The sequence below is a fragment of the Xanthomonas sp. NCPPB 3959 genome, assembly GCF_056675575.1.
In genome coordinates this window covers 137,730-164,710 of the sequence record NZ_JBWWVR010000013.1, presented here as the reverse complement: position 1 = coordinate 164,710, position 26,981 = coordinate 137,730, and the positions used below count along the sequence as shown (strand labels likewise).

The 26,981-nt window shown below is 57.5% G+C and carries 24 protein-coding genes and 1 pseudogene; 14 read left to right on the top strand and 11 right to left on the bottom strand.

The window, feature by feature from the left end:
* Nucleotides 1-286: 286 nt before the first annotated feature.
* Nucleotides 287-1,684: a site-specific integrase gene (locus AC1KVG_RS16215; RefSeq protein WP_481095065.1), complete on the bottom strand. Its 1,398-nt coding sequence runs from the start codon at nt 1,682-1,684 to the stop codon at nt 287-289.
* Between the two features lie 349 nt (nt 1,685-2,033).
* On the opposite strand from AC1KVG_RS16215, the gene AC1KVG_RS16210 reads away from it, so the two are divergent.
* The 7 genes and pseudogenes from AC1KVG_RS16210 (at nt 2,034) to AC1KVG_RS16180 (ending at nt 8,819) form a co-directional block, all read left to right on the top strand.
* Nucleotides 2,034-2,165 carry a hypothetical protein gene (locus tag AC1KVG_RS16210; RefSeq protein WP_481095064.1) on the top strand — a complete coding sequence of 44 codons (132 nt, stop codon included), beginning with the start codon at nt 2,034-2,036 and terminating at the stop codon, nt 2,163-2,165.
* 166 nt (nt 2,166-2,331) lie between these two features.
* Nucleotides 2,332-3,075: a hypothetical protein gene (locus tag AC1KVG_RS16205; RefSeq protein WP_481095063.1), complete on the top strand. Its 744-nt coding sequence runs from the start codon at nt 2,332-2,334 to the stop codon at nt 3,073-3,075.
* A 252-nt stretch (nt 3,076-3,327) separates the two neighbouring features.
* The gene (locus AC1KVG_RS16200) at nt 3,328-3,822 is read left to right on the top strand and encodes a sigma-70 family RNA polymerase sigma factor (protein ID WP_176342022.1); all 495 of its coding nucleotides are present in this window, start codon (nt 3,328-3,330) and stop codon (nt 3,820-3,822) included.
* Nucleotides 3,812-3,976 (top strand): annotated as a pseudogene (locus AC1KVG_RS16195) (FecR/PupR family sigma factor regulator); the annotation flags it as partial. The gene AC1KVG_RS16200 and the pseudogene AC1KVG_RS16195, both read left to right, overlap by 11 nt.
* Before the next feature lie 93 nt (nt 3,977-4,069).
* Nucleotides 4,070-4,795, top strand: a complete 726-nt coding sequence (locus tag AC1KVG_RS16190) for a FecR family protein (protein ID WP_481095069.1) — start codon at nt 4,070-4,072, stop codon at nt 4,793-4,795.
* Nucleotides 4,796-4,866: 71 nt separating this feature from the next.
* Nucleotides 4,867-7,629 carry a hypothetical protein gene (locus tag AC1KVG_RS16185; protein WP_481095062.1) on the top strand — a complete coding sequence of 921 codons (2,763 nt, stop codon included), beginning with the start codon at nt 4,867-4,869 and terminating at the stop codon, nt 7,627-7,629.
* Nucleotides 7,630-7,667: 38 nt separating this feature from the next.
* Entirely contained in the window at nt 7,668-8,819 is a 1,152-nt protein-coding gene (locus AC1KVG_RS16180) for a cytochrome-c peroxidase (RefSeq protein ID WP_481095061.1), read from the top strand.
* Between the two features lie 11 nt (nt 8,820-8,830).
* On the opposite strand, the gene AC1KVG_RS16175 is transcribed toward AC1KVG_RS16180, so the two are convergent.
* Entirely contained in the window at nt 8,831-9,235 is a 405-nt protein-coding gene (locus AC1KVG_RS16175; protein WP_481095060.1) for an energy transducer TonB, read from the bottom strand.
* Nucleotides 9,236-10,090: 855 nt separating this feature from the next.
* Between AC1KVG_RS16175 and AC1KVG_RS16170 the strand changes: the two genes are divergently transcribed.
* Nucleotides 10,091-10,315 (top strand): hypothetical protein, encoded by a 225-nt coding sequence (locus AC1KVG_RS16170; protein WP_047125868.1) that lies wholly within the window; start codon nt 10,091-10,093, stop codon nt 10,313-10,315.
* A gap of 280 nt (nt 10,316-10,595) precedes the next feature.
* Here AC1KVG_RS16170 and AC1KVG_RS16165 read toward each other — a convergent pair whose 3' ends face one another.
* Nucleotides 10,596-11,042 carry a winged helix-turn-helix transcriptional regulator gene (locus AC1KVG_RS16165; RefSeq protein ID WP_327197160.1) on the bottom strand — a complete coding sequence of 149 codons (447 nt, stop codon included), beginning with the start codon at nt 11,040-11,042 and terminating at the stop codon, nt 10,596-10,598.
* Nucleotides 11,043-11,255: 213 nt separating this feature from the next.
* Between AC1KVG_RS16165 and AC1KVG_RS16160 the strand changes: the two genes are divergently transcribed.
* Entirely contained in the window at nt 11,256-12,389 is a 1,134-nt protein-coding gene (locus AC1KVG_RS16160; protein WP_481095059.1) for an MFS transporter, read from the top strand.
* Nucleotides 12,390-12,578: 189 nt separating this feature from the next.
* Here the strand turns inward: AC1KVG_RS16160 and AC1KVG_RS16155 are convergent, their stop codons facing one another.
* Both AC1KVG_RS16155 and AC1KVG_RS16150 read right to left on the bottom strand, forming a co-directional pair.
* Entirely contained in the window at nt 12,579-12,995 is a 417-nt protein-coding gene (locus AC1KVG_RS16155; protein ID WP_481095058.1) for a hypothetical protein, read from the bottom strand.
* A complete protein-coding gene (locus AC1KVG_RS16150) occupies nt 12,992-13,270 on the bottom strand; it encodes a hypothetical protein (RefSeq protein ID WP_223647820.1) in 279 nt (92 codons plus the stop codon). The genes AC1KVG_RS16155 and AC1KVG_RS16150 overlap by 4 nt, the downstream gene beginning before the upstream one ends.
* A gap of 482 nt (nt 13,271-13,752) precedes the next feature.
* Between AC1KVG_RS16150 and AC1KVG_RS16145 the strand changes: the two genes are divergently transcribed.
* Nucleotides 13,753-14,232 (top strand): JAB domain-containing protein, encoded by a 480-nt coding sequence (locus AC1KVG_RS16145; RefSeq protein WP_481095057.1) that lies wholly within the window; start codon nt 13,753-13,755, stop codon nt 14,230-14,232.
* 102 nt (nt 14,233-14,334) lie between these two features.
* Here AC1KVG_RS16145 and AC1KVG_RS16140 read toward each other — a convergent pair whose 3' ends face one another.
* Nucleotides 14,335-14,751, bottom strand: a complete 417-nt coding sequence (locus AC1KVG_RS16140) for a hypothetical protein (protein WP_481095056.1) — start codon at nt 14,749-14,751, stop codon at nt 14,335-14,337.
* A gap of 147 nt (nt 14,752-14,898) precedes the next feature.
* Here AC1KVG_RS16140 and AC1KVG_RS16135 point away from each other — a divergent pair, with 147 nt between their 5' ends.
* On the top strand, nt 14,899-15,540 hold the full coding sequence (locus AC1KVG_RS16135; protein WP_481095055.1) for a DUF1629 domain-containing protein: 642 nt from the start codon (nt 14,899-14,901) through the stop codon (nt 15,538-15,540).
* A gap of 35 nt (nt 15,541-15,575) precedes the next feature.
* Nucleotides 15,576-18,158 carry an XVIPCD domain-containing protein gene (locus AC1KVG_RS16130; protein WP_481095054.1) on the top strand — a complete coding sequence of 861 codons (2,583 nt, stop codon included), beginning with the start codon at nt 15,576-15,578 and terminating at the stop codon, nt 18,156-18,158.
* Nucleotides 18,159-18,329: 171 nt separating this feature from the next.
* On the opposite strand, the gene AC1KVG_RS16125 is transcribed toward AC1KVG_RS16130, so the two are convergent.
* Nucleotides 18,330-19,574, bottom strand: coding sequence for an HNH endonuclease (locus AC1KVG_RS16125; RefSeq protein ID WP_481095053.1), 1,245 nt, complete (start codon nt 19,572-19,574; stop codon nt 18,330-18,332).
* A 645-nt stretch (nt 19,575-20,219) separates the two neighbouring features.
* Nucleotides 20,220-20,546, bottom strand: a complete 327-nt coding sequence (locus AC1KVG_RS16120) for a hypothetical protein (RefSeq protein WP_481095052.1) — start codon at nt 20,544-20,546, stop codon at nt 20,220-20,222.
* Between the two features lie 258 nt (nt 20,547-20,804).
* Between AC1KVG_RS16120 and AC1KVG_RS16115 the strand changes: the two genes are divergently transcribed.
* Both AC1KVG_RS16115 and AC1KVG_RS16110 read left to right on the top strand, forming a co-directional pair.
* Nucleotides 20,805-22,403 carry a MobA/MobL family protein gene (locus AC1KVG_RS16115; protein WP_481095051.1) on the top strand — a complete coding sequence of 533 codons (1,599 nt, stop codon included), beginning with the start codon at nt 20,805-20,807 and terminating at the stop codon, nt 22,401-22,403.
* 649 nt (nt 22,404-23,052) lie between these two features.
* Nucleotides 23,053-24,363, top strand: a complete 1,311-nt coding sequence (locus tag AC1KVG_RS16110; protein ID WP_481095050.1) for a hypothetical protein — start codon at nt 23,053-23,055, stop codon at nt 24,361-24,363.
* A gap of 303 nt (nt 24,364-24,666) precedes the next feature.
* Here the strand turns inward: AC1KVG_RS16110 and AC1KVG_RS16105 are convergent, their stop codons facing one another.
* The 3 genes from AC1KVG_RS16105 to AC1KVG_RS16095 form a co-directional block, all read right to left on the bottom strand.
* Complete coding sequence (locus tag AC1KVG_RS16105; protein WP_481095049.1) at nt 24,667-25,029, bottom strand: hypothetical protein; 363 nt, start codon at nt 25,027-25,029, stop codon at nt 24,667-24,669.
* A 200-nt stretch (nt 25,030-25,229) separates the two neighbouring features.
* Entirely contained in the window at nt 25,230-25,901 is a 672-nt protein-coding gene (locus AC1KVG_RS16100; RefSeq protein WP_481095048.1) for a hypothetical protein, read from the bottom strand.
* A 415-nt stretch (nt 25,902-26,316) separates the two neighbouring features.
* Nucleotides 26,317-26,907, bottom strand: coding sequence for a DUF4145 domain-containing protein (locus AC1KVG_RS16095; RefSeq protein ID WP_481095047.1), 591 nt, complete (start codon nt 26,905-26,907; stop codon nt 26,317-26,319).
* Nucleotides 26,908-26,981: the final 74 nt, after the last annotated feature.

The window sequence follows — 26,981 nt, the reverse complement described above, 5'->3', positions numbered from 1 at the left end:
GGTGCTTGCGGTGCTGCGAAGTGTTCGAAAGATTACTTTGCCAGGTCGGCGTTGATTGAGGAGAGATTGCAGATGTTCGGCAGTAGGCGTGCTGGTGATGCTCATGATTGAATTCCGAAAGGGTGGAGAAGGAAGGGTGGAGAAGGGCGTTGAGGTTTGAGCCGGCTGCGTCAGTCGTTTGGCCTCCGTCTTCAGTTGCCCAACAACGGGGGTCGAAGCAGGCGACATAGCGGTGGCGACAGCACCGCAACAAGGTTGCAAAACCGGACATCAGGGCAGGGCACGGTCAGGGGTAAAACTTTTGCTTGTCCCGCAACCGCTCCTTGAACTGCCCTCGCTCGTATTTCGGAAGCACCACCGGCGGGTTGAACCGTTGCAGCGCCGCCACTTGGCGGGCCCGCTCTTCGGGGTTCTCTGTGGTTTGATAGAGGTTCAACACAGGGAAGCGGTTGTTCTCGGAGTGCCCCGTAATCGTAGCCACGTCCTCCTGCGGAACCCGGGCATGCTTGAGCTTGGTGGAAAGTGTGTGGCGGAAGGCATGGAAACCAAGCCCTTTTCCAAAGCCTAGCTTCTTGAGGTAGGCGCTGAACTGGATGACCAAGCCTTGACTGTAGCGGGCATTGGTTTCCCCCGACGCCTCGCAGACACCCGCAGAGAGATGGGGAAACAGCCGCGGATGGCCACATGCTTTGATGTCCTTGATGAAGTCGAGAAAGCCGGCATCGAGCACCGCCTGATGGATGGGAATCCGCCGGAGGGCGGAGGCTCCTTTCACTGTCTGGCGTGTCTGGAAGTGTTCGTTGCCTGCCAAGTCATCGTCGACCGTGAGCTGGATAGCGATACACCAGGTCCCGTTCTCGTTCACGATGTCGTGGACCTTGAGTTGCGCGATTTCGTTGACGCGCGCGCCGCTGTAAAGGGCCAAGATGGGACACCACCAGCGATGGGGCCATTTCTTTGCCCAAGCGACGAACGCGTCGGGGTCGAAGATCTTCTGAAGTTCTGCTTCCTCCAGGAATCGCTCAGCTTTCTTGCCACGGCTTGGGTCGGTCACCAAGTTCTTCTTGATCTTCCCCATCGCCGTCATGGGGTTTCCAGGAATAGCGCGGGTAGCCACCAAGCGTCGGAAGAAGTTGGTCAGGCAAAGGTTGTGCTTCTTGAGAGTGGCGTGGGACACGCCTTGAACCCCGTTGGCTTGGCCCAGCGCAATCACTTGGTCGACCGTCATCGCGCGCAGTTTGGGATCCTGCAGCAAAGCGGAGGGTGCCCATCGCAAGAGGTCCCACAGGCGCTCAACGTGGGTGTGGTCAATACGGGAAACGGGGATGTCACCGCACGTCAGCAGCAGCAGGTTTAAGGTCCGGGCATAGTCCTTGACGGTGGCAGATTTCAAGTAACGGCGGCGCTGGTGCAATGAGAAGTCTTCGATCTCGATAGACAGGAGGCGACCAGGGCTGCCGGGCGGCAGCAGCTCGGCGTATCGCGTGCCGTGCTTGCCACTCCGGATGCGGGCAGTCTTGCTTAAAACCGTATTGATAAGGTCCTGGGCATTGAACGCGCCCTCGCGGTTGGTGATTGTGATCTTTTCAAACGTTACTCGGCCAATCTTGATCCCTTCCAAAACAAGGCCGCCGTTTGGTGTGTCGATGTAACTGCTGATGATGTCGTTAAGTGGGTGAGTCACTGCGTTGCTTCCATTGTTTACAATGGAAGTAGGGATACGACGATCTGCTCAAACGTCAATCGAAATTGAACGGCTTTTTATTTCCTCATGCAAACTCCGGGGGCGACTAAGTAAAGTCCTTCCTAGGCCGGAAGATCCGATCTATTTCGTTTGAAGAAAACTATGCGCAGCAAGGGTTTTCAAGGGTCAAGTGCTCGCGACTTATTAGTCATAAGCATACTGTTTAATTTTTATGGGCGAGCCAGAGGGGCTTGTTTGTTAGCTTATAATATGTACCATTCTTAAATTCCCGGAAATATTTGTTAGTATTATTTTGAGATACTGAGTGTGATTAAGGAAATTGACTAACATGGGTCGCTTCGTAGGCGTGGCATTGGACTACCTCCGAGCGGACCGCGCGCTGTTCGTCAACAGCCAGTGCTGCATCCAGCTCAACGAAGGTGCCAACCCGGACACGAGCGGTCCGCACTGCTATTGCTAGGTAACGGCATGCCGTGCGGGGAACTGGCTTTGAAATTTCTGCTAAAGGTCTCGGTCCCAAAGGCGATTCATGGTCATCATATACGTGCGCCATGGCTGCCAATGGCAGCGTGTGAGAAACGGCGTAATTGGTCATTCCATGCTGTCTAATTCGGTAAGAGGCGCCAATGTCTAATGAAGGTAAATGTCTGAATCACATCTTTCGCGTCGCTTTAGTCCTGGCGATTTGTATAACGCCACCTATCGCTCAGGCAGCTCCGGCTGATGGCATTCCAGCCGGTGATTGGCGCGGAATCCTGCCCGCTAGCGGGGCAGGGGGGGCGGTTTATGTCCGCTTGAGCGAGCGCGCTACAGGTGCCAGCGGCCCCCAGGTCGCGGACTTGCAGTTTGGGCCTCCCTTCAACTGCGCTCTTGAGTTGCGGGCGCAGAACGATGGTTACGTAATGCTGTCGCGCAAGGGTGGCAAGTTTTGTGATGCGCAGACTGGTAGACAGGCTCAGCTTCGGGTGTTGGATGAGACAGCAGAGAGCATAGAGCTCACACTGCTGGGACATGAGCAGCCTCTGGTCGTCACCCTGGACCAGAAAAGGGAAGGGTTGGCTGAAGCGGGTCGCTGGCGAGGTGCGGGCCTTATCGCCGCACAGTTAGAGATTGTTGCGACCAGCGTCCGGCCTGGGGACGTGCTTGGTCGCCTGCGCTATGGCGCTCCTAGGGATTGTCAAGTCGAGTTGCGATACGCCGGCCGCGTCGATGGTGCGTTGACCACATGGATCGGCGCTAATGACCGCGGATATTGCCGTCAGCTCAGCGACGGCCAAGCCGCCATGCAGATTCGTCCGGATGGCAGCGCGACGCTTTCGATGTTCGTCAAGGGTCAACGCGACACGCTACTTTTTGAGCGTGTGCCTTGATGCGCGCTAGGTATCGCTACGCACACTACCGCGCCAGCAATCACGTTCCTTGAGGATGCTGTGCCCTGGCGCTATCGTTCCTGGAACCGTGGTGCTTATGAAGATCCGACTGATCAGTGAAGAAACGCGCCAAACGCGTGTGGTGACCATCATCGGTAGTCAGACAATGCATGATGTGTCACAATTGAGAATCAATCTCATCTTTGGGTCAGCCACGTGGTTTGAAGCCGCCCTCGCTTTCAGGGGTTCTTCATGGCTGTCGACCACTCATTGCTTGCCTCGCTTTACCGCGATCATCAGCCTTGGCTACAGCGCTGGGTCGGTGGCCGGGTTGGGTCTCGAGAGGTTGCGCAAGACCTGACGCAGGACACCTTCACTCGCTTGCTCAGTGGGCGCGACCTTTGCGGATTGAATGAACCACGCGCGTTCCTAACGACGGTGGCCAAGGGCCTCATGGCTAATTGGTTTCGTCGCCAATCGTTGGAACGTGCCTACTTGGAAAGCTTGACTGCGCTTCCCGCTGCAATCGTGCCATCAGAAGAGGAGCGAGCGATCGTCTGCGAGGCGCTTTGCCTCATCGATGCAATGCTCGAAGGGTTACCTGTGGCTGTGCGTCAAGTCTTCCTGCTGGCCCAGTTTGAAGGCCTTGGGTATGGCGAGATCGGCTGCAAGCTTGACCTGTCGCTGAGCACCGTCAAGCGACATATGAAGCGTGCTTGGCTCGCATGCCTGGCCTATGCGCCCTGACGACACCAAGTCCCCAACGCCACTTGATCCCTGCGTGCTCGAGCAAGCCGCCGAATGGGTCGTGCGATTAGGAGAGCATGGTGGAGCTCAGGACCAAGCTGCCTGTGAGCGTTGGCAGCAACAGCACCCCGACAACGCACGGGCATGGCGAAGGGTTGAAGAGCTCTTGGGGACCATTAACGCGGTCCCACCTTCGATTGCACGTCCCGTATTGGATCGCCCCAAGCACCCGGGACGTCGCTTAGCCATGAAGCACTTAGGCGCCTGGCTACTCGCTGCCCCGGCTGGGTGGCTTGCCTGGCAACTGTGGGAACAATCGAACTGGGATCAACGCTTCACGACGGGCACTGGGGAGTGGCAGCACCAGCACCAGCAGCTCGCGGACGGAACCCAGATAGAGCTCGATTCCGGGACTTCGCTGGACGTTGCATATGGTGCAAAACAACGCCTGCTGCGCTTGCAACAAGGTCAGGTGCTGATCAGGACCGCGCCAGACACCATGCCCTCACCGAGACCCTTTCGGGTTGCCACGACGCACGGATATATGCAGGCATTGGGCACACGCTTCAATGTGCGCGTTGGAGAGTGTCGAACACATTTGGCGGTGTTCGACGGCGCGGTGCGCATTGAGCTTGGAGGGAAGACTCGCTCGTCCTGTCGAGTAGATGCGGGCTTTGCGGTTTGGTTTGACCGCGATCGCTGCGTCATCGCTCCGAAGCCAACCGAGCAATTGACAGGCTGGTCAAAGGGCCTGTTGGTCATCAATGCCGAGCCACTCGGACAGGTGCTTGAAGAGCTTGGGCGCTATCGCCATGGCGTGCTGCGCTGTGATCCGTCTGTGGCGCATCTCTTGGTGTCAGGTGTGTTCCCACTGGCTGATATCGACCAGAGCCTCGACATGATCGCCCAGACACATGGCTTGGCCATCGAGCGCCGAGCCAACGGCTGGTGGACGACGGTCGTCCCAAAATAAATAGCAGTCGGAATGACCCTTTTTTCAATCTCGCGGGGCAAGTGAAAGAACCCCTATTGTTGAGCGCTGTCATGCGTCGTTTTTGCCGCCCCCTGCGGATTCGTCTTCTAGTCCTGGCCCTGGCTACCGTCTCAAGCTCGGCGTTTGCCCAGGCAATGCCCACTCGATTGCCTGCGGGGCCGCTGGGCGCAACGCTCACCGCGTTTGCCACTGAGCGCGGGGTCGCATTGTCTTTCGATCCCGCCTTGACCGAGGGGCTGACTGCGCCATCGATCGAGGGCAGCATGACCGATCGCGAAGGCCTGGAGCGGCTGCTATCGGGTTCGGGACTGCGCTTGCTTGTACGCTCCAATGGAAGCTACACACTGCTTCGCGCACCTGCTGCGAGTAGCGGAATCATTCCACTGTCACCCTTGCGTATCGGAGCGCAGCGCACCTTCCCTTACTCGGAGGGAATTGCACTGGATCAAGCCTACATTGATGCAGCGCCTCGGGGAGAAAGCGATCTCGCCACGCTACTGCGCATCAACCCCTCAGTGCAGTTCAGCGACACAGCCAGAAGCTCGCGCAATGCCGGCGAGATCCGCCCGGCAGATTTCAGCATCAACGGCGCGCCGTTTTACCAGAACCTGTTCCTGATCGATGGCATCAGCTTCAATAACGACATCGATCCGGTCTTCAACAACGCTGACCACTATGCTGATGTCCCTAGCCAGTCACAGGGCATCGCGGTCGATACCGATCTGCTCGAAGGCGTCACCGTCTATGACAGCAACGTGCCGGCAGCTTTTGGCAACTTCACTGGTGGCGTGGTAGACGCACAAACCCGTAAGGCAGGCGACCGTTTACACGGCAAAGTCTGGTTTCGCATGGCGCGTTCGGTTTGGAATGACATCATCATCCCTCAAGGGCAGGAGCAGGACTTCGAGCAGTCAGCAACCAGCGATTTCCAGCCTGAGTTCGACAAGTTCAAATTCGGGGCGCGGCTGGAAGGGCGGACCAAGAGCGGCATTGGGCTGATTGGGACTGTCATGCAGACTCGCTCGGAGATCCCCCTTCGAGGCTATACCTCGGGGGATGTGAGCAGCAGCGATGCCAATAGCAAAACCCAAACCCGGCAGAACACAGCGACGTCCTTGTCGGCCGATTGGAAAAGCGATAGCGGCATTGAACTCGGCGCCAGCATCACCTATGCGCCGACCGATGATCGTTATTTCATCCAAAGCGCCAAGAACTCGTGGTTCGATCTGAAATCGGGTGGTCCTGTTGTCGCGCTGCGTGCCAACGTCGAGCGTGGGGCCTGGACCATGCGCAATACCTTGAGTTACAGCGATTTGGAAAGCTCCCGGCGAAGCCAGGTCGACTACTGGAAGTCATGGGCCAAGTCACGGGAATTCGATTGGGGGGTTAACAACAGCAGCCGGGAAGGAAGCTGGGGCAATGTCGATCAGCATGATCGCAAGTTGGGCTATCAAGCCCAGTTTGATCGGGAGCCCATTGCCTGGGGAGCGACCGAACACAATGTGCAGCTCGGCATGTCTTTTCAGCATCGAGAGGCGAACTACGAGCGCCTCAATGACCACTACAACTACCTGCAACCCTATGCCACCACAAGCTGCACCAGTAGCAATGGCGCAGTGGACACTGACAGCTGCTCGCTGTCACCGGTCCTGACCTCTGTCACCGGAACGGTTGTCGCCGGGCGTGGTCAATACTTTCGCCGGCAAACCACCTATCAAGCAGGAGAGTTTAAGGTCAGCGGGCAGGCTTATGCTGCGTGGCTCCAAGACGACGTGCGCCTTGGAAACGTGAGCCTTCGTGGTGGTGTGCGTCTGGACCAAGACAGCATTTGGGACAAGACCACGCTCTCTCCACGCTTGGCCGCGTCCTGGGATGTATTCGGCGACAAGACCACGATCCTGACGGGTGGGCTCAACCGCTATTACGGGCGAAACTTCTTTAGCTATCTGCTTCGTGAGGGACGTGAACGCCTGACTCTGGTCAAGACGCGCACGAGCGCGCGCACGGCATGGGAGAGTATCGAGGGCACATCTGCTGGTTCGACCAACCGGCTGAGCGATGTGGACATCCCGTATACCAATGAATGGACCATCGGACTGGATCAGCGTTGGAAAGGACTGGATCTGAGTCTGAAGTATGTCAGTCGTGATAACCGCGATGAGGTGCTGCGACAATCGGTTCGAAGTAACGATCCGTCCGGCGCATTCACCAGTAGCGTCTATGAGTATGTGAACAACGGGCGCAGCAGAAGCGATGTCTACACGCTGAGTGTGAGCCCTGAAAACAGCCTAGTCTGGGGTCCAAGTCGGACCCAAGTGCAGTTTGCCTTCGACTACACCGACACCCGGCGAAATTACAGCAACTACCAAACCAGCTGGAGCGATGAGAGCGACCAGTTGGTGCTCTACAAAGGCAACCGGGTTTGGCTCTACGATCTGCCGGCGACCGACTTCGCGCGCAAGTGGACAGCACGCCTGTCAACGCAGTCGCGCGTGGATATCGGACCAGGCGAACTTCTCTGGAGCAATTTTTTGCGGTATCGCGATGGGTTTCGCGACATCGTGCAGCAAGGAAGTGAAGACGTCGGTGGCGAGGTCTATGACGTCTATCGCGATGTGAGCTATCCACGTGCCTTCACCGTGGACACCACACTCGAATACAGCTTCCGCTTGCCATCCGAGCAGCAGCTCTATGTGCGTGTGGAAGCCATGAATGTGCTCAATCGCATCAACAAGGTTGCTGGCACAACATCGTCATCGTCTTACTTTGAGCAAGGGCGCAGCTACTGGCTGGAAGCGGGCTATCGGTTCTAATGAAGATGAGTCTGCCAATGCTGTTGGGTGGTTGAGAGGTGGCACGCGTTGAGTCGCCACGTTGGCGTTGGTGGCTGGTGCTGGCCGCATGCTGTGTTGCGGGCCCTGCCGTGCCGGAGAGGACGAACACGCTCGTTCCTTCGGACTGCCGGGCAACGCTCGCCTTGTCATCCAACAGCGTGGATGTTGCGTGTCTGCGCCTGGCTTACGCAGGGCTACAAGCGTCGTGGCCGAAGCCTGAGATCTCCGAGGGCGCGGTGTGGCAAGAACTTGCTCCCTTACCCGCGAGGGCCCCGGCACCCGCTGATAACCCAACAACAGCGCAGAAAGTTGCTCTTGGAAGAAAACTCTTCGAAGACCCCCGACTATCGAGCTCAGGACAGATCGCGTGTGCAAGCTGCCACGATCCAGAGCTTGGATGGGGAGATGGGCGCAGCGTGTCCTTTGGCCATGATCGACAACAAGGACGACGCAACGCGCCAAGTGTGGCCATGTCTGGTTTCGCCGAGTCACTCTTCTGGGATGGACGTGCCGGGTCGTTGGAAGAGCAGATCCGCCACCCCATCGAAGACGGCAAGGAAATGGCATTTTCGTCTCCTGCCATGGTGGAGCGACTCAATCGAAGTGATGACTATCCCGGCGAGTTCGGACGCGTGTTTGGTTCATCACGTATCACGGAGAAAGACATTGCTCAGGCGTTGGCAGCCTTTGAGCGAAGCTTGGTGCCTCGCGCCAATCGCTACGACCGATTTCTACAAGGGCAACGGGAGCTGTTGACCGATCAGCAGCTGTGGGGCTTGCATCTTTTCAGAACCAGAGCCCGCTGCATGAATTGCCATAGCGGTCCGACGCTTGCCGACAATCGTTTCCACAATCTTGGGCTTCATTTCTATGGACGTCAGCGCCAGGATCTGGGCCGGTATGAGGTCACCCAGGATGTTCGAGACAGTGGGAAGTTCCGCACGCCGTCACTGCGCAATGTGCGGAAGACAGGGCCCTACATGCATACAGGTGGTTTCGCGGATCTACGAAGTGTAATCAACGCCTACAACGCAGGCATGCCAAGGCCAAAGCCCAAAGGCGAGCAGGGCGATGATCCACTCTTCCCGAAACCTGATCCCTTACTGCGGCCCCTTGGCCTACAAAAAGAAGAGCGCGACGCCATCGTGGCGTTCTTGGAAACGCTTTGAAGGCCTGCTTCTTATTGCAAGAAAAATTCTACGGGCACTTCCAGTTCCACCGGATCGGGCAACGAGTGGGGCGGCCGAGGAAGCGGCTGTGCTCGGGCAAAGGTGCCTAAGGCTTCATCATCAAGGGCTAGGTAGCCGCTCCCAAGGTGCACCCGTGCGGCAAGCACCCGGCCTTGATGATTGACCAGAGCGCGCACGAAGACGACACCTTCTTGTCGATGTGCCCTGGCGGCAGTTGGATAGCGACGGAAGCGCTGCAAGCGTTCCAAAACGCGCCCCTCCCAATTTGGGTCTGTCATTCCGGCAGCAGGAGCTGGCGGAGCAGGGGGCGCGGCTGGAGCAGCAGCCTGCGTCAGGGCAGCGTCTTGCTCAAGTGACGCTGCCATTGAATGTTCGACAACATCGGACAGCGGCATTGGACTAATGCTGGGTAACGAGGTGGGCGTGGACTGCCGTGTCGCATGCTCGACAGGGGGCGCCTCTAAGCGAGGTGGGGACGAAGAAGTGGTCCGTGACTGTTGTGGAACTTGTTTGGGTGCCGGGACTGGTGCGACCGGTGTGGGTGGCACTGCTGCAGGAAGAAGGGTAATGCGCATTCGAACCTCTTCCTGAGTCGGAACGCTGGCGTCAAAGCGCGTCTGATCAAGCACAAGCCACGCAATGAGTGCATGGATGACAACCGTCGCAACGCCCGCAGTAAGCCTTTGCCAGCGACTCTCCTGTGTGGCAAGGGCATGGATGGAAGAAAGAGCGGTAGCGGAGGGCACGGTGTAAAATGCAAACGAGACTCGTTCTATTTTATACGCTGGGCACGTTAGGTGCGATGCGCTTTAAGCAGAAGTGTGTCTTGCGTGATGTATGTAATCGCATTTGAAGAGCATCAAGTCGCCAAGAAACGCGGCTGTAGTCCAAAGCCTCTGGCATAGATGATGGGCTGTGAGTTCGATCGCTTTGCGAAGGATTTCTCCGCCTGGATGACGCGTAGTTCAGAACTTCCTGACATCCCGAAGGGCGCGAGACCTATGGTTTCAGGAATGCCGGCGGCGCAATCTGATTCTGCCGGACGCGGGACCGATGGTCGCTCACCTCGCGGGACGCATGAGCAGCGTCGTGCCGGCAACCCACGAGTATTTCTGTTGAGGTTGCGTCCATGCGGTCTGGCGGCATCTGTGTGAAACAGAGCACCCAACTCTCGCCTACGTCAGGTCCTTACTGGAGGAGGCGCGGCCACGGTCTCAGGCGATGCGACAGCGCTGCCGATACTGGAGATCATGGACCGAGCCAAGTTGCGCATCCACCTCAATCAACTAGACGCAGCAGTGCCGGCACTTCGGGCATCGAGTCCTGATCGCCGCCACTTTTGGCGAGCTTTTACAGTTATGGCGCAGCTCATTGAAGCGAAGGCACAAACGTCGAAAGATGCTGAGTTCGTCAAACGACGCATCGACGAAATTTTGGCTTGGCATGGGCTAGCGGACACGGAAGGCGAAGGTTGAGGTCAGGCGGTTGTTAGGCCGCGCTTACTGAGCCTGTGCTCGACACATAGCACGCAGTCATCCAGTGCTTGGCGTAGTCATACGCAGCGCTTCGATCAGGGAAGGCAACACTGGGGACTGGGTAGCGGTGAAGCGTGATGCCGCCGGGCCTGGAAATTAAGAGCTCTGGAAGGAACTTTCCGTCAGACGGGGTGATGTCTGGGGCTTTTTTATGTCGGAGATATGGGGCTCATATTTGATCATCATCGAAGGGGAATTTTGGCAACTCAAAAATTTTTCCTTAGATTACCTTCCGAACTTGCATAGAAGCAGGCAGCAGCAGAGAGCCGTCTTTTGCCTGAAGCGTCATGCGCGGGACCTTCTTGCCCGTGCGCTTGTCGATCAGCACCGAATGACGTTCGCCTTGCTCAAAAAGATGGTCTTCGCCCCACTGTCGCAATGCCACCACGACGGGGAAGAGGCTGTCTCCCTTTGCCGTTAGCACGTATTCCTGATAAGCCGTGCCGTCAGATGCATCTTGCATTCCAAGGATGCCCGCATCGACCAGCTTGTGCAGCCGATCGGAAAGGATGTTGCGCGCCACACCTAAGCTTCGCTGGAAATCGCCGAAGCGGCGAACACCATCGAAGGCATCACGCACGATCAGGAGCGCCCATCGATCCCCAATGAGATCGACCGATCGCGCAACCGGACAATGCTCGTCACCAAGGCGCTTGCGAGGGGGCATGGAGTCTCCGAAGCCGGTAAACAAGAAATCAATGAAGTTGCACTTTAAAACCACATTGCTTAGCATTCAACTAGTATTGATTTGCAACTAGATTGGATGAAAGTCATGGGGATTTCTGTCGCATCACCACCGTCAAGCGGTCCTTCAACGGTTCCGTCTGCGAACATGCCCCGGCACTTGCTCTGGCTGTTTGCGGTTGCAAGTGGACTGAGCGTGGCAAATGTCTACTACGCTCAACCGCTGCTTGACACGCTGTCCCGAGACTTTGGCATCAGCTATGCGGCCGTGGGTGGGGTCGTTACAGCGACACAAGCCGGTTGTGCGCTGGCATTGCTGTTGCTGGTGCCGCTGGGCGACTTGGTGAATCGTCGTCGCCTGATGTCAATGCAGCTTCTGGCGCTGGTGGTCGCACTTGCCGTCGTGGCCATGGCGCGATCCGCGCCTGCACTGCTGGCAGGCATACTTGCCGTAGGCTTATTGGGCACAGCAATGACGCAGGGACTTATTGCCTATGCGGCCAGTGCCGCCGCGCCCCATGAACGAGGCCGCGTGGTCGGCGCAGCGCAAGGCGGCGTGTTCATTGGTCTGCTGCTGGCGCGGGTGTTTGCCGGTGGTGTTAGCGATTTGGCAGGCTGGCGCGGTGTGTATTTCTGCGCCGCTTTCCTGATGGTTGCGATTGCACTTCCGTTGTGGCGGTGGCTGCCAGCGTTGACACCGCCATCCCAAACGATGAGTTATCCGCGTCTGATCTCTTCGATGCTGACGCTGCTGCGTCAAGAAAAGGTCTTGCAAGTGCGCGGCATGCTGGCGCTGTTGATGTTCGCCACATTCAACATTTTTTGGACTGCGCTGGTGCTGCCCTTGAGCGCGCCGCCTTATCGCTTCTCACATACGGCCATCGGTGCCTTCGGTCTGGTCGGTGTGGCAGGCGCCTTGGTTGCTGCGCGTGCAGGGCAATGGGCGGACCACGGTCATGCTCAGCGCACCAGTGCAGCAGCGCTTACGGTGTTGTTCATGGCCTGGTGGCCTCTGTCGCTGATGGAGTGGTCATTGTGGGCGCTGGTCATTGGCATCGTGCTGCTCGATATGGGAGGCCAAGCGCTACATGTCACGAACCAAAGCTTGATCTTCCGCACCAGGCCTGAGGCGCATAGCCGCTTGGTTGGCCTTTACATGCTGTTCTATGCTGCAGGCAGCGGACTGGGTGCAATCGGCGCGACCGTCACCTTTGCCCATGCAGGTTGGCAGGGTGTGTGCCTACTGGGCGCGGCAGTCAGTCTTTTGGCACTGCTGTTCTGGTGGGCGACAAGGTGGGGCGACACCCGCATTGCGAGCATCGAGTCCTGACCGCTGCCATTTCTTGCGAGCGTTCGCGGGCACGGCTCAGTTCATTGAAGCGGATGTGATCATGTCAAAAGATGCTGAGTTCGTCGGACGATGTCTCAACGAAATCTTGGCTTGGCATGGGCTCACCAGCACTGACGAACCAAGCTAAAAGCGCAAATGGCCAAGGCGCTGCAAGTTGAACACGCTTGGCTACCGCCCGCCCTGAAACTTGAACGTGAAACGAGCGGCAGATGCTGGGACGGCCTCCCCACTGAGGGGCACGGGTGCGGCGTCCACCAGCGTCAACATGCCATCCGCCACAGGGACCGGCATACCCAACGTGAGATCGATCTGCTTAGACCAGCCGCCGCCCATCACGGTCGTCCTGACGATCAACCGGCCTGCCACGACGCATTGAACGTCGACCGGGCAACGACTGTCCTCAATGACGTGATCGGGGCGCACCTTGGGGCCATTGACCGCCGCAATCTCGCCCAGACGCACGGGGCCTTCGATGGGCGGGCTAGTGACGGGGCCAGTCGCTGCGCACGCGGCAAGTGAGGCAACCAAAAGCATCGAAAGCACCAAGCTGCGCAAGTGGCGGAAACGCTTCATGGCGGTGGTCATGCTCTTGTGTTGTGAAGATAGAAGCTGATGTTCTCGGCGAGCTGCGCATAGGCCTCGATCGCGTCAATGTGATGGAGCATCACGTCACCGTGGTGCTTGCGCGTGAGCGCCAGCATCGCGGTCTCAAACTCCAAGGCTTCAGCGGGCAGGCCAACCACCTCGAAGGCGGCAGCCAGTGCTAGATGAAAGCGCTGCTCGTCAAGCGGATGAAAGGTGTGCCACGTTTCCACGCGCATCCACGGGTCCAGGGCGGCCTTCAGTCGTTCATTTCCCATGTCTCGGTGCCAGTCCGAAGATGCATCGAGTGTCCCACAGCGTAACGATGTTTCGCTGAGATGCGTGCCTCAGCTACTGCGCCCGAAATGCGTTGAGCATGAATGCTTTTCGTGGGCCAACGCTCAAGGCTGCTGGCGCTGGCAGCTGGCAGCGGATTGCAAGCGGCGGGATACGGCAGTGGGCGGTAAGGCGAGTGCAGCAGATGGCAATGGCACGCGAGCAGCATGGCAGTCCTCTTGGTGTTTCAACCACGGCCATGAGAGTCGCGCATCACTAGCTCTCCATCAGCGCTGGGCCTCTGAAAGGGACCTTAGCTTCGCTGGCCCGACCGCAAGGACAGGCCTCCTTCTCGGCGCTGGCGCTCTGTTGCGGCCCTTCGCTGTGCGCCGCTTGCGCGGTGCTCGCTCTCGGGTGCGGTAGGGCCGAACGCTTCGCCTGTCGGTTCCCACGAGGCGCACAACGCGCTGGTGGAGAAGAACCGATGAAGCGCACCCAAGACCTGAAGGCTCAATACCAACTCCAGATGGACGAGGAGGGCATCTTGCTCGCCGCCGCGACCATCTTGGAACAGCGGCTTCAACGGCAAGGCCGCATCCACAGTCCCGACCAAGCTGGCAATTACCTGGTTGCCCGCTGCGCTCACCTCCCACACGAAGTCTTCGGGGTCGTCTTCCTGGACAACCAGCACCACATCATTTCTACCGAGCACTTGTTCACCGGCACCATCGACGGCTGCGAAGTCTATAGCCGGGTCGTCGCCAAGCGTGCCTTAGAGCTCAACGCCGTCGCCCTCATCTTGTTTCACAACCATCCGAGCGGCAATCCAGAGCCGAGCGAAGCGGACCGCAAGGTCACCCAGCGCCTGCAGGAAGCCTTGGGCCTTCTGGACATCCGAGTGTTGGACCACTTGGTCATCGGCGGCCAGAAGAGCGTCAGCCTGGCGGCAAGGGGGTGGGCATAGCCCGCCCCCTCATACCTGTCCCTAGAAGCAGACGACAGCGGCAGTCCCGTGCTGCCGCCCTCAAGGTTCACATCCACCAAGCCACGGCTCCTCTTAAGAGCCTTATTTCTTGCTCGGAATAAGGGCCACAACAAGCTTGGTCCCTTTGGGTAGTTCCGCGCGCAGTTGCGCTTCCATGACTCCATCTTTCAAGTCGAACCAAGGGTCCATGTAGCCGCCTGGAACCTTGAGCAGGTAGTGATAGCTCGCGTATCTGACCCGGCTGTGGATACACACGATGGTGCCGCTGGGCAGCTTCGCGGGAGGATTCCAGTCGGCAACAACCTTTACATCTTTCTTGTAGAGAGCATTGGCGATTTCATCGATCTCAAAGCCTTTTGGCTTATCGTTTATGCCTGCCGACTTTTCTTTCTCTAGCAAGCGCTTTGCCCGCTGGTATGAGATGTCCAAGATCGATGCCGCGCAGGCAGCCGCACAACCCCATTCGTCTTCCTGCGATACAAGTTCGTATTTCCGCATGCGTCCTATCCTTGTCTGAGGTTGCTGCATTGTATGGCTATCCATACAGCTGGAAACGGCCGCGCTCAGCTGTCCATGGCGAAGGGTAGGGCGGTAGACTCTTGGGCAGAGCAATGGGTTGACACCCCCATGGAGGAGACCGGATACATGGAAAAGAAGACGATCAACGAACCCAAGGTCGGTGAGTTCTTCCAGTTGCGTCCCGATGCCCGCCGAGGCGGAAAAGGCCACGGCGTGGTCTTCGAGAACGAGAAGGCATTGCTGTCGCCTCCGCGGCTCATCTTGAAGCCAGACGAGGGTGGGTTTCCTCCGTTGCGCGAGACTCCGCGCTTGGTCTACATCCCCAGCGAAGGGGAGTTGCCGCAGGACCTGGAGGGCGGCTTCAGTGGCTATTGGTTGGTCTCCCAACGGCTCCGCCAAGTGATGGAGTCTGTGGACGCAGATGCCTTCGTTTTCAATGACGCCGACTATCGCTTGGCCGATGGCTCCAAGGGGCCGACGGTCTTCCTCTGCGATGTCGTGCGGACGTTGGATGCCTTGGACGAGGACGCCTCCGAACTCGATATCAAGATCAGCGATGACTATGAGGACGGAAAGTATTACAGCTTGGCCGGCGGGAGTCGTTTGGCTTTCAAGCGTGACGTGCTTGGAAAGGCCCACGTTTTCAGGCTTCCCTTCCATGGTGGTGTTTTTTGCGATCGGGCGTTCAAGGACGCTGTTGAGGCAGCGGGGATTGGCACTGAAGGCCAATCAGACGGCCTCTGGTTCTACGACGTAGTGAACCGTTGACGCGAGCCGCAAGCCAACAGGAAGGAGCCTGAGTCATGCCGAACTATCGGACGCTTTTTCAAGATCACCACAACATCGAGCAGCAAACGCTCAAGAACAGCGAGTTGCTGGCGAAGCTTCAAGAGACGGGCCGGTTCGACATTCACGCCCCAGAGAATCGCCTGTTCTTGCCGTCCGATCCGCAGTTCGCTCAGGCGTTGGACATTACGCCGCACAGCGGCGGTCCTCTTGGTGCTTACCAAGATGGCGTGATTGAGCGCTTGGACGAACTCCAGGCGACGCGGGATGGTCGCGCCGCCTTGCGTGGCGACCCTGAGGCATTGGACCGCGTTGCCCAGCGTGTGGAGCAATTGCGCGACACCATCAAGGTCGGCTTGATCAATGGCGACTTGAACACCAACACGCCAGTGGGGCTTTCGCCCTCACAGGCGAGCGCGAAAGTTCAGAACTTTTTCCGTGACACCCCGGGCTATCACCAGGCCCACGCTCCACAGATCGATGCCCTGAAAGGTTTCACGGGAGTGGACCACGGCTGGGGAGGCGTGGCGAACTCTGAGTCCCGCATTGTCACCGCGCTTGATCAGATCCAGGTCAGCAATACGTCCATTGCGCGTGGCGGGAATCCAACGCTGCAACGAAGTGGGCTCTCGGTTGCCATCGCCAATGCCCATCACGGCGGACGTGTGGTGCTGTCAGAGCAGGGCATCCTCAAGGTTGAGCAAACCTTGGGTGAGGAAGCCGCACAAAACCTCCGTGTGCCGCGCGGGCAGCGCGGTGATGTCGCCATGCAGCTGTTGATGGGCGAGGCCTCTGCTCGGGGCCTGACCCGTGCTGGCGGACTTTTGACCACGGGCACGGATGCGGTCATGACCGCGCGCACGGCGTCCGCGCTGATGGAGCAGGGAAACACCACGGCCGCACAGTCGGAAGTTCAGCATGCCATTGCTCGAAACGCGGGCGGCTGGGCTGGTGGTGCGTCCACGGCAGCCGCGCTGGGCAGCAGCGGTGGCTTTGTGCCCGCGGCTCTGGTGGTCGGCGACGCCGTCTTGATGAGCAAGGCCTTTGACAAAGGCGCCGATTTGCTGGACAACCGCGCCATCTACCACCAGACCGACAAGGCCGGTGTGGATTGGCAATTCAACGGCCGGGATTGGCAGCGCCAGGGCGCTTTCGAGCGCGGGGCCGATGGACGAGACACTCCCAGTCAGGCTCCGGTGGGCGCCAGCTACGCCAAGTCCCAGGAACTGGGCGCCGTGGCAAACGCCAAGGCGGCCGAGTTGGCGCTGGGCAAGGCACAGCCGCCGCAGGATCCCTTCAATCTCCCGGCCAAGCCTGGGGACCAGACGGGACTGGACAACCAGAACTGGCAGCGCAACCCGGCTACCGAGTCCTGGGAGCGCCAGGTCAAGACCGGCGTAGCGGGGGCAAACGACCGGGGCATAGACGAGCAGCAGACCGCTACCCCGGCGCAGGCGCAGCGTTTGAATCAGGAATCCCTGGCTCGGATCGAGAACAACATTTCCACTGGTCGCGAGGCCATCGCCCAGGCCTATCTGGAAAACCATGCCGCTCAGCGGTCACAGGATTACGGGGTGGCGGTGCCGGCAGCAGTGGAAAGCGCCCGGGCCAAGCCCGACCAGGTCCAGGGCCATAACGGCCAGCTCTACCAGCGAAACGACACCGGGCAATGGGCTGGCAAGGACGGGGTGGCTACCGGCAACTTGGCAGTGGAGTTGGAACTCACCAACCAGATGCGCCAGCCCTCGCTGGAGCATGCCCAGGAGACCCTGACAGCCATCCAATCGCGGCCAGCGCCTACGCCGGCGCAGATGGAGCACAACGAGCTCCTGCATCGATACCGGGCCGCGGGTGTCGACCTCAATGCCCAGGAGAACAACCTCCAGGCGGTGGAGTTGGCCACCCAGCGCACCAAACAGGCCGAAGGCCTCGCTGGCCCGACGATGCAGCAGTTGAAGCCGAACGAGCAGGGGCAATACGGCTATGACAGCCCGATTGCCCACTACCAGACCGGACCCGATGGCGTTGCCCATCAAGTCGCGGTCACCACCGCTGAGGAGCTGCGCCAAGCGAAGGCTGAACTCGGCCAGCCTGCCATGGCGCATGTGCCGATGCTTGGAGCCGTATCGGTGACCGGGCCAGGGCGCAGCGAAGAGCAGGAGGCCGAACCGGCGCTGGAGAAGGCGGCGCCCAGCCAGATGCTGGCCGACAATCCCGCGCACCCGGACCACTCCACCTACCAGCAGATCCATTCCTGGGTGAGGGGCACGGGCAACTGGAACGAGGAAGAGAGTCGCAACGTGTCGGCGTCGCTCTACAAGCAGCAAGCCGAAGATTCGCTGTTGCAAAGGGTCGACCGGGTGACCGGAGGCCTGGGAGACAATGGCGCGCAGAACGTCTTCGCGGTCTATGCGCCCTTCGGGGACAAAGGACCGTTCTTCCATGCCCACGTGGATGGGCGCGAGGCCTCCCAGCAACCGGCCCAGCAGAACCTGCAGCAGGCGGAGGTCATCAAGCAGGACCAAGTGCGCCAGCAGGCATTGGAACAGACCCAGCAGCAGACAGCCCAGCAGGAGCAGGGGCCCAGAATTACGATGTAAAAACGGAATGCTCGCGCGGTTTCCATCCGATGGTGAAATAAAGATTCAACATGTTTGAGAGTAGGCAAAACCTGCGGGAGGCACCTGCTGGTATCAGGGGGCACCGCAGAAGAGGAAAAGCCACACCCTTGAAGTTGCAATAGCCCACAAGGTGTGGCGACTCCGAGGAGCTTAGGCGGTCACATGCAGTCCGCTCTTTGCCTTAGCCAGCCGGGCATGGTTAGCCAGGTGCTCCGGATTAGGATGCAATGAGTGAGCGCTGGGGAGACGCAGAAACTTCCCGTCTAAATCTTCGTAGTCGGTTCCTATCAGGGAGGGAGCTACTGCAATGTGGAACTCTGGGGTGACCCAAATAAGTCCAAGATCAAACAACGTGTGGATGTCTGCGCGTAAAAGCAGTCCGTTGTCTATCCGGTTCGTATGATCTCCTCTGTAAGGGCAAATGTGAGCAGCCTCTAGCACTGCTATTGCGTTGCTTCCAGTGATGGCGCAGCGTCGCTCGTAGGCCTCAAGTAGCTGATCCCTGAAAGTGGATTGGCCCCGCCGTTGGGCCACTGCTGTAAGGGCCCACACGCGCGCGTCATAATCCGAGTCGAGAGGCGGTAGGTGTTCAAATGCATGGCCCAAGGCCTCGGTCTCGGCCAAGACGATTTCGCTCTCTGGAAGCTGCACTGCTTCCCAGTCGCCTTCCCCGTTCCGTTGCAAATCCCAGTGCCCATGAATTTCTGGCCTGAAGACTTGATATGTCACGCTGCGACGCTTTCCGTGGCGGAACAGCCGGTCTCTTGGATGCCCGGAGTCAGAGTGCCAGTTCTTTCTTGATTTATCGAAATGCCGCCTATTGGCATCGTTAACCGTCAAAAAAGACAGATTGGCACCCAAGTCTGAGTGGTCTTCTTCGCGATAGTTTTGGCTCAGCCAATGTTGAATTTGAGCAAGAGAAGAGGGCTCTTGGAGTGCCGCCACGGCCTCAGCAACATGCCAATACTTCGCCGAGACTTTTCGCCGACGTTCGTCTTCGCCAATGGGTAGCTGGCCGGTATGCTCGAAGGTTAGCTTAAATCCGTCAGCTTCGAGCGTCTCAACCCGCCCAACCAACGTGAAGTCGGGTTCGAAATCGTTTGTCAAACGTGTGGCGTTTCCCAACTCGACCTCTCGTGGGTCATCGGACGATGCCACAACGACGCGGATGGGAATGTTCTGCTCAAATGACAGTCGTAGGTGCTTTAGAAACGTGTGCTTTCCGGCACCTTTCCAGTAAGTCGTGCCACTCTCATAGCTCAACCTTCCGGGCGAGAAGTCATGTTCCCAGAGGCTGACTATCACCTGCCTTGGCTCTTCTGAGATTGCCGAATAGGTGAACTGCGGATTGAGCAGCTCTACGCCGTATTGGCGGAAAGCTTGAGTGATGCGCATGCGATTCCCTTTTCTAAATGGCACCAAGCGACTGGTGGTTACATCAAAATAGGTTTGGTTTTTCTGAACTAGGTTTGAGCGGATGCCCGGTCATAATAGCGACGTCGGCGCAGGGACTACCATGGCGCATGATTTGAGATTCAACGAGCTCGGATGCCATTTGTTCTTTGCAATTTTTCGACTCACTCTCGCTAAGTAGGCCTCGGGCGAGGGTGGCGGCGTAATCCTATGCCGTCTTTGGTTGCACACAACGTGCGCAGCAACGACGTTCTCTGGCGTGTCACCTCCTCCATCTTGCTTTGCGAGCAGATGCTCCGCCGAGCATTGGAACGGCCGCGCAGAGCGCGGGCGCAAGCCCAGTTCGTCTGGCGAGGAGAGCCACATCGGACGGCGGCAGTAGAAGCAGCGGCCTGCCTGGGCGTGAAAGGCTTTGGTGCGAAGGGTTTTGAGGCGTTTCTTGCTCATGGGAAGCTCCGGAATCGAAAGGATTCCCGTGCCCCCATTGGGTGGACCTCGGGCACCCGGAGCCATTGGCTATGCGGGCACAACACCGGGGGATTTCCCACTTGCAGTCACTTTGTAGCTCAACTTTTGGAAGGCCGCAACTTATCGCCCCGCAAGCAAACGCGAGCTTTGAGAACCAGGTTAGTGCGTTCTTGGGCTTTCGTCGGCGCTGGCGACCGCCATTCGCAGCCCTCCAAGCGAACAGGCGTGGTTCCGAGTTGCGTGATCATTTCGATTTTCCACGTGGGCCAGCAACGCGCCTAACAACTCGTTGTCCTCTAGCGCTTCTGCCCCTGCTAGGAAAACAATCTCTGCAACCCGATTGCGTCGTTTGCTTTCCTCGCGGCGCTTCATTTCCTTCGCTTTCACGGCGTGACGCTGATTGGCTAAAAGCTCCTTCGCTTGAAGTTGAGCCAGTCGTTCCGTTGCGCGTTGAATTTGATCGTGATAGTGATTCGTGGTGGTCATGCGTTGCTCCGGTAGTCCAGCCTTGAGTGAACCAGGGAAAAGCGTCCCGTCAAGTTTCCAGCGGCTCCGAATTTTTCGTGTCGCCGAAACTGAAAAGATCTGAAAAATAAGAACTTTTAAGAACAAGCAAGAGCGCACTGATGCAATGTCTGCGACATAGCGCGCGCCAGGTGCTACGCCCCCGGACCCCCAAGCGCTCCGCGCTTGCGCAAATCAAAAGCCGCGGCATAAAGGGAGCAACCTCATCCGGAGCTGTGCATGGCCATCTACCACTCTCGCGTCAAAGTTTTTAGTCGTTCCCGCGGCGATTCCGCTGTCGCCGCTGCCGCTTATCGCGGTGGGCTGCTTCTCATCGATCACATCACCGGCCAGCGCCACGACTACCGCCGCCGCGGCGGTGTCGTGGAGACCATCTGCCTGGTCCCACAGGACGCGCCCGACTGGGCACTTGTCCCTGCCGTGCTCTGGCCGAAAGCCGAGGCGGCGGAGAACCGCAAGAACTCGGTGGTGGCCCGCGAGTTCGAGGTCGCCTTGCCCCACGAGCTCAACGACGAGCAGCGGTCCGTGCTCGCCACGGCCATCGGCCAAGCGCTTGTCGCCCGCTACGGGTTTGCTGTGCAAGCCAGCATCCACTCGCCGGGCTCCCGTGACGGCCTGAACCATCACGTCCACCTCCTCGCCACCACGCGGCGGTTGACCAGCGACGGCTTTGCCGAGAAGACGCGGGAGTTGGATGGCGGCGCGTCGGGGAAGATCGAGATCGAATGGGTTCGCCACACCATGGCTTCCACGATCAACGAGCACTTAGCTGCTGCCGGCATCGATGCTCGGGTCGACCATCGCCGCCTGGAGGTCCAAGCCGAGGAAGCTCTGGCTCGCGGTGACTGGGCTGAAGCGATGGTGTTGTCTCGTCAGCCCACCAAGCACATGGGCAAAGCGGCCTCCGCCCTCGAACGCCGGGGCGTGCTTACAGAGCTGGGCGCCGAGAACGCGCGCATCGTTCGAGAAAACGAAGAAGCTTTCGAACAATTGCTAGCTCGAGCTGAGCAAGAGGGCAGAGCAGTTCCAGGCTCCAATGGTCATAGCCATGACCAAGCGCAGCGCGACCGTCGACGCCGGGCGGGCTCCAAGAACGACCTCCGAACTTCTGTGCCTGGATTGGAAATCCACGGGCTTCGAGGCATGCGCCTGTCCGAAGCGCTTGGTTGGTCTGCAGAAGAGATGGAACCTCGACCAATGCGCTCCATCGGAGAGTTGGTCATGGAAGCGGCTCGTGACCTGGCAGAGATCCTCTCGACTCGGTCCGACCTAGTGTTGGTGGCAACTCAGCGATTGTTGCGGAACTGGACGGCGCAAACGGCGACGTTTGTCGACAACGCCGACCTTCGCCGAGGACTTGATGGGCTGGTCGAACGACTGGGCCGCCTCAAGCGCAGCATGGTGAAGTTCGCCCAACGAACCAGCGCCTTGGGGCGTGCGAAGAAGCTCTTCCACCTAGCTGAGCAGGCATGGGAGCAGTTCAACGGCGACCATCCCCGTCCCGATGGCGAGTGGTCCTCTCAAGAATGGGAAAAGCGACGAGGACGGCGGTTGGCCCTGCTGGAAAAACGCACAGCCGAACTGGCGACAGCCCGGTCAGCGGTCTCCGAGCAGCGGTGGAACGACTACGAGAACGAGATTGAGATCCGCGCGGCTCAAGTGGAACAGTGGAGCGAAGCGATGCTCGCACGTCCAGAGCCTGAAATCGTCCATGGCTCTGTTGCATCTATCGACGCTACTCCAGCCATGCCCAAGCCTTCGCCGATGCCAGTGTCAGTGCCAGCGCCGCAACTAACACGCCGCCGGCCGCGCCCCTGATAGACACTTGAAGCTCCACACTATGCGCCATAAGGCGTAGAAGTGATGCTATGACTAAACTAAGCCTATGGCGGCCGAAGCTGCGCCGAAGTTCAACCCACCTTCGAATGCATACTGTTTCCATATGCTTCATTGGCTCAATGTCAAGGATGAGGCTATTTCTAGCCAAACGCCGACGGTCTGGGGATGATCGAAGCTTGGTAAGAAGAATTGTGTTAGTTGGTTGACCATGGAATGTTCCACGTCAAGGCAGGCCAAGGCAATGTCGAGTCATGATCTGCGACCTCACCTGGACGTATGCTGCTTGCGTCGGCGAGTGCGTCAGAGTGAAGCGAACCGCTTCGCGAAACGTGTCGTGCAGTTAAGCTGCGCGGAAATTTGATGATCTCACCGCACTGCGTGACTAGAAGATTGCGATTCCGACTCTGGCCGCAGAGCGCCATCCGACCATTTGCAGCCTTCCCTAGCAATCGGCCATGTCGACCCCTCGATTCCTGCAGAAGGGAGTCTGCAAACTTGGTAATCTCCTAGTTCTGGGTTCTAGGCTCACGACTTCGTCCATAAACAAGACGTGTGCGTGAGAGTGCCAATTTATTGGAAAGTCAAGCCGAAAGTCGTCCCCATAGCGAAACGCTTACTGCAAACTGACATGTCTATCTATCAAGAACTTGCGATACCCCCTGAACTAGAGATTTTGATGGCTCAGGAACTCGCCGTCGCCTTGGCTGCCAAGTATGTAGGGTTTTGTTTTGAAGCATTCGAAGTTCAGTGGTCGGGCACCAGTCACGAGCCGCGCGCCTTATGTTCTGTCTCTGGCATTCATCTGCTGATCTCTGGCGAGCCGGAGCAGCGTCGGGCTTACATTGAAAAGCGAATAGCCGTTCTTTGCGCACGAGCTTATGCAGCTATGCTCGTCTTGACGCGCAGGGTAAATGCCGAAGGGCAGCCCCCCTCGGGTAATGAGTTCTGGCAAATCCTCCAAGATAACGGAGACCGTTTCCGTGTGGAAGAGCTGTGCGCAGCCTATTTGATAGAGAGCAAAGACAGTACAGAATCGAAAAATCTGGAAGAGGAATTTTTCGAAAGACAGAACCAATATATCCTCCGATTCGGCCTGGATACTCTCGCAAAATTGCTCACGGAGAAGGAATTTCTTTCCTTCGTTGAACAATCGCTGAGAAACTTTAAGCGTTCTAATGCATTGTTTCAGACAATGATCGACGCTGAACTTTTGGAGCGCTACGAGCCGGGTGTTCCTACGCTGGAGATCAGAGAGAGGGCGCGCCTGTCTGAGCAGCCAAGCTACCTCTCAACGGACTTTAACGGTCTGATACAGTCACGTTCCGAGGAAGATGATGACGCATCTCGACGATGCCTCGTGGCCCATGAGCTCGGGCACTGGCTGGCCGCTCGGTATGTCGAAATTCCTACATCGGGAGTTGAGTTAAATTTGGCAGAGTGTGTTGGGTTTTGCACCGTTTTCGTAGGTCTTCCTGCATTTCATTGGTCGCTTGAGTGCTACTTGAGCGCCCGTATAGCGGTGCTGTGTGCTGGTTCCTACGCTGACTGCTGGTTGCGCCATCCAGACAAACGCTGTGCCATCGGTGGCGTGTTTTATAGCACTTTGTGCCGTAAGACTGGCATGGGCGATTTCGCCAAGCTAATGGAGTTGTATCTGTTGTATAGAACAATAGCGCGGTCGGTTAATGTGCGGCGAGATTTGGCTTCTCCACCATGTGGTAATGAAATCCTTTCCGTGCTGACATCGTTACTACGGGAATTTAAGTTGTATGAGTCTCTGAGATCGCCGGGGTTCGAAAATTTTGCGAAACAGATATTCTGTGAAGCGAAGCTGTCAGGAATGATTTCTTCAAATGCGCCATCGCAATTTATTGAGTTTAAAACAGCGAGGCTTGATGCTTCCTGCGCCGAACATGGTATCTCAAGAAATGGCGAGTGAATTACGAACTTGAGTCGCCTTCGATGCAATTTGCGCCGACACGGAAGTAAGGCAGATTGGGGTCTGTAGGTATTGACGGACGGTTAATGAGTGATCTCCTTGCCGTAAGCGAGCACGTTCTTTCTGCCGCGCGTTGCACAAGCCTACGATTCGAAGCTTTTCTAAGCTGCCGGTCCAAAAATGTGGAGCTCCGTAACACGGGCGCTCCCCCTTGATTCTGTTAGTCCGTCTGACGTGTTCTTTGAGCACTTATGGATTATGGACATCAAAAGCCCAGCAAATGCTGGGCTTTCTTCTTAGGTCTTAACGCCGGGGGCGAGGACGCAGGTCTATGCGTTCAATCCCAGCGGGCTCCTTGGGGCGGGGGACGTTGTCCTTGTTCTTCTTTTTGCGCGCCTCTCGCCATTCCTCGATGGAAGCGGGCATGGTCGGCACAACGCTGCGATCGACAGCCGCTCGTTTGACGAGGATGGGCTGGGATGGGGCCATGGTCGATGCCTGGGTTTGACCGACCGGCCCTGGCCCGCCGAGCCTCAGCAGCTCGGCCGCCAGGTCGAGCGCGTATTGGATGTCCTCCACTTCTTGAGGGGGAAGGCGCGTAGTGCGTTGCTGAAGGAGGTGGCCGAGCAAGCGACTGGCGATCTGAATCTGCGTCTGGTGGTGCATGGGTGCTCCTGTGTTGGGTGAGCACTCATAAAATCAGTTAGCTCTTTTCACGCAAGAGCTCGCTTGGTGCGTCACTTCACAGATCCGTTGACTTTTTCCGCCGGAATTTTATGAAAGGTATTAGCTTCCTTCTGTCGCGTATTAGGCAATTGCTCGGTCCCGCTAATTCAGCACCGATACGAGTTTAGTATGCATCTCTGTCAAGACTGTTTTTTGTCCGACTCGATCCGATCAGCGGCGAGTGCCAATAACCCTGAAATTCGTTCAATCCTACCTGTGTATACAATCACGGCCAATGTGCCAAGCAGGATGCCAAGACTCCCAGAGAGGACGAATGGCGGAATAGCTTGGAGCTTGCCCCAAAGGGCCGCCTTCTCCCCAGCATCTTGTAAGTTGATCACCAACACCCCGATGGCAGTGAAGACGGTTGTCATGTTTGTCCGTCTCGTCAGCAACTTGACTCTCAAGTCGAATAGTTTCGAGCGCTCTCGCAGTTGAGCAGGGTCGCACCGAGCCCACTCTGTAATTGTGTCCTGATCTCTGCGGATGCCTTCGTCTATCTGCAAAGCCGCTATTCGAAAGCCAGATTTTAGAGATAAGAACAGATCGACAATCTGGGAAATAGCCCACGTTAGTGCAGTGATGACGATTGAGCAAATAAGAACGAGTATCAAAAACTTGGCAGTAGCATCAGAAATCAGCTCAAAGCCGACGAGTCCTGCAACGATGAGAAGTAAAACGGCGACAAGCGCCAATACAAAGAAAGCGACCAACTCTATTTTATCGACCGTAGAACGCCTCCTGGCTGGGGCCTTCGTCTTCATTAGTAGCTCAGCCGTGCTAGGGATTGGTGCAAAGAGGTGATCAATCATGCTTGTATCTCCGCAAAAAGAAGTTCATGAATTTTCGCTTAAGAATTTTATTACGGCTTCAGACCCACCGGCGGACACTGACTGAAAGTCTCAGTTCGAGTAGCGGCAGACCTGGCGGCTCAGGCGGAAATGAGCTGTCCTGTCCTGTAGCTTTGGCTTTTTTTGTTCGGTTCGCGCGCTATTGCCGCACAGGGCTCGGTATCGAGAGCAAGGCATCGCAGTAAACGATCGTTAGCCGGGCCGCGATGCTTGGCCGGGCTTCTATGTTGTGGCGAAGGGATGGAAATATCATGTTGCTTGACCAGTAATCAACCGATGGCTCTACGTCCCGCGATTGCTGCAATATGCGCATTCGTGAGGTCATCTAAAAAAGGAAGGGGCCTCGAAGATATTGCTAAGATTAGATGCGCTGAGGCTAGCTCTTCTTCTTTTTAGGGCGTTGAGGTATAGCGGCCGAAATCTGTCCTATGGGAAGTTCAAAGAAATTTCTTCGAAGGAACTGCTCTAGAACATGAAGCAGGATTGATAGTTGCTCGTCGTCCGGACTCCATCCGCGATGTGCAGCAGCGTTGCCCGCATTCACAGCAACTTGCATGTGCTCAGCCTCTACCTTTCCTAACCGCCCATCCTCCAATAGGGTTTCTATCTTTTTATTGAGTTCTAAGCTCTCTTCGATCCCGAGTAGGAACGTTGTCCTATCAAAGGCAGTCCGAAGGCCGATGGCCGTAAGGACGTTCAAGTTGTTGGCTTTGGCAACATACATTTCATGGACGACCTGTGAGAGGACGCTGTCCTTTCGATACAGATCCCATGTCCAGTCTGGCTTCTCAGACTTGGGCTCTGGCGGTGGGTAGACGGAAACCGTCTTCGGGTAGATCATTTCATCTTGACCGGATTCAGGATCAAACTTTACGTCCCAGTCTTCTGAGTGCCAACTCTCAATCTTGTAGAAAACTGTCTCGCATCCACGACAGCGGAGAAGTTGATGGCTCGCGCCTCCCCACATTGGATGCTCCGGATGCGTATGGTCTTCGCTCTCTTCTGTTAGGTCATGCAAAAGATCACAAGATCGCTCTCCAC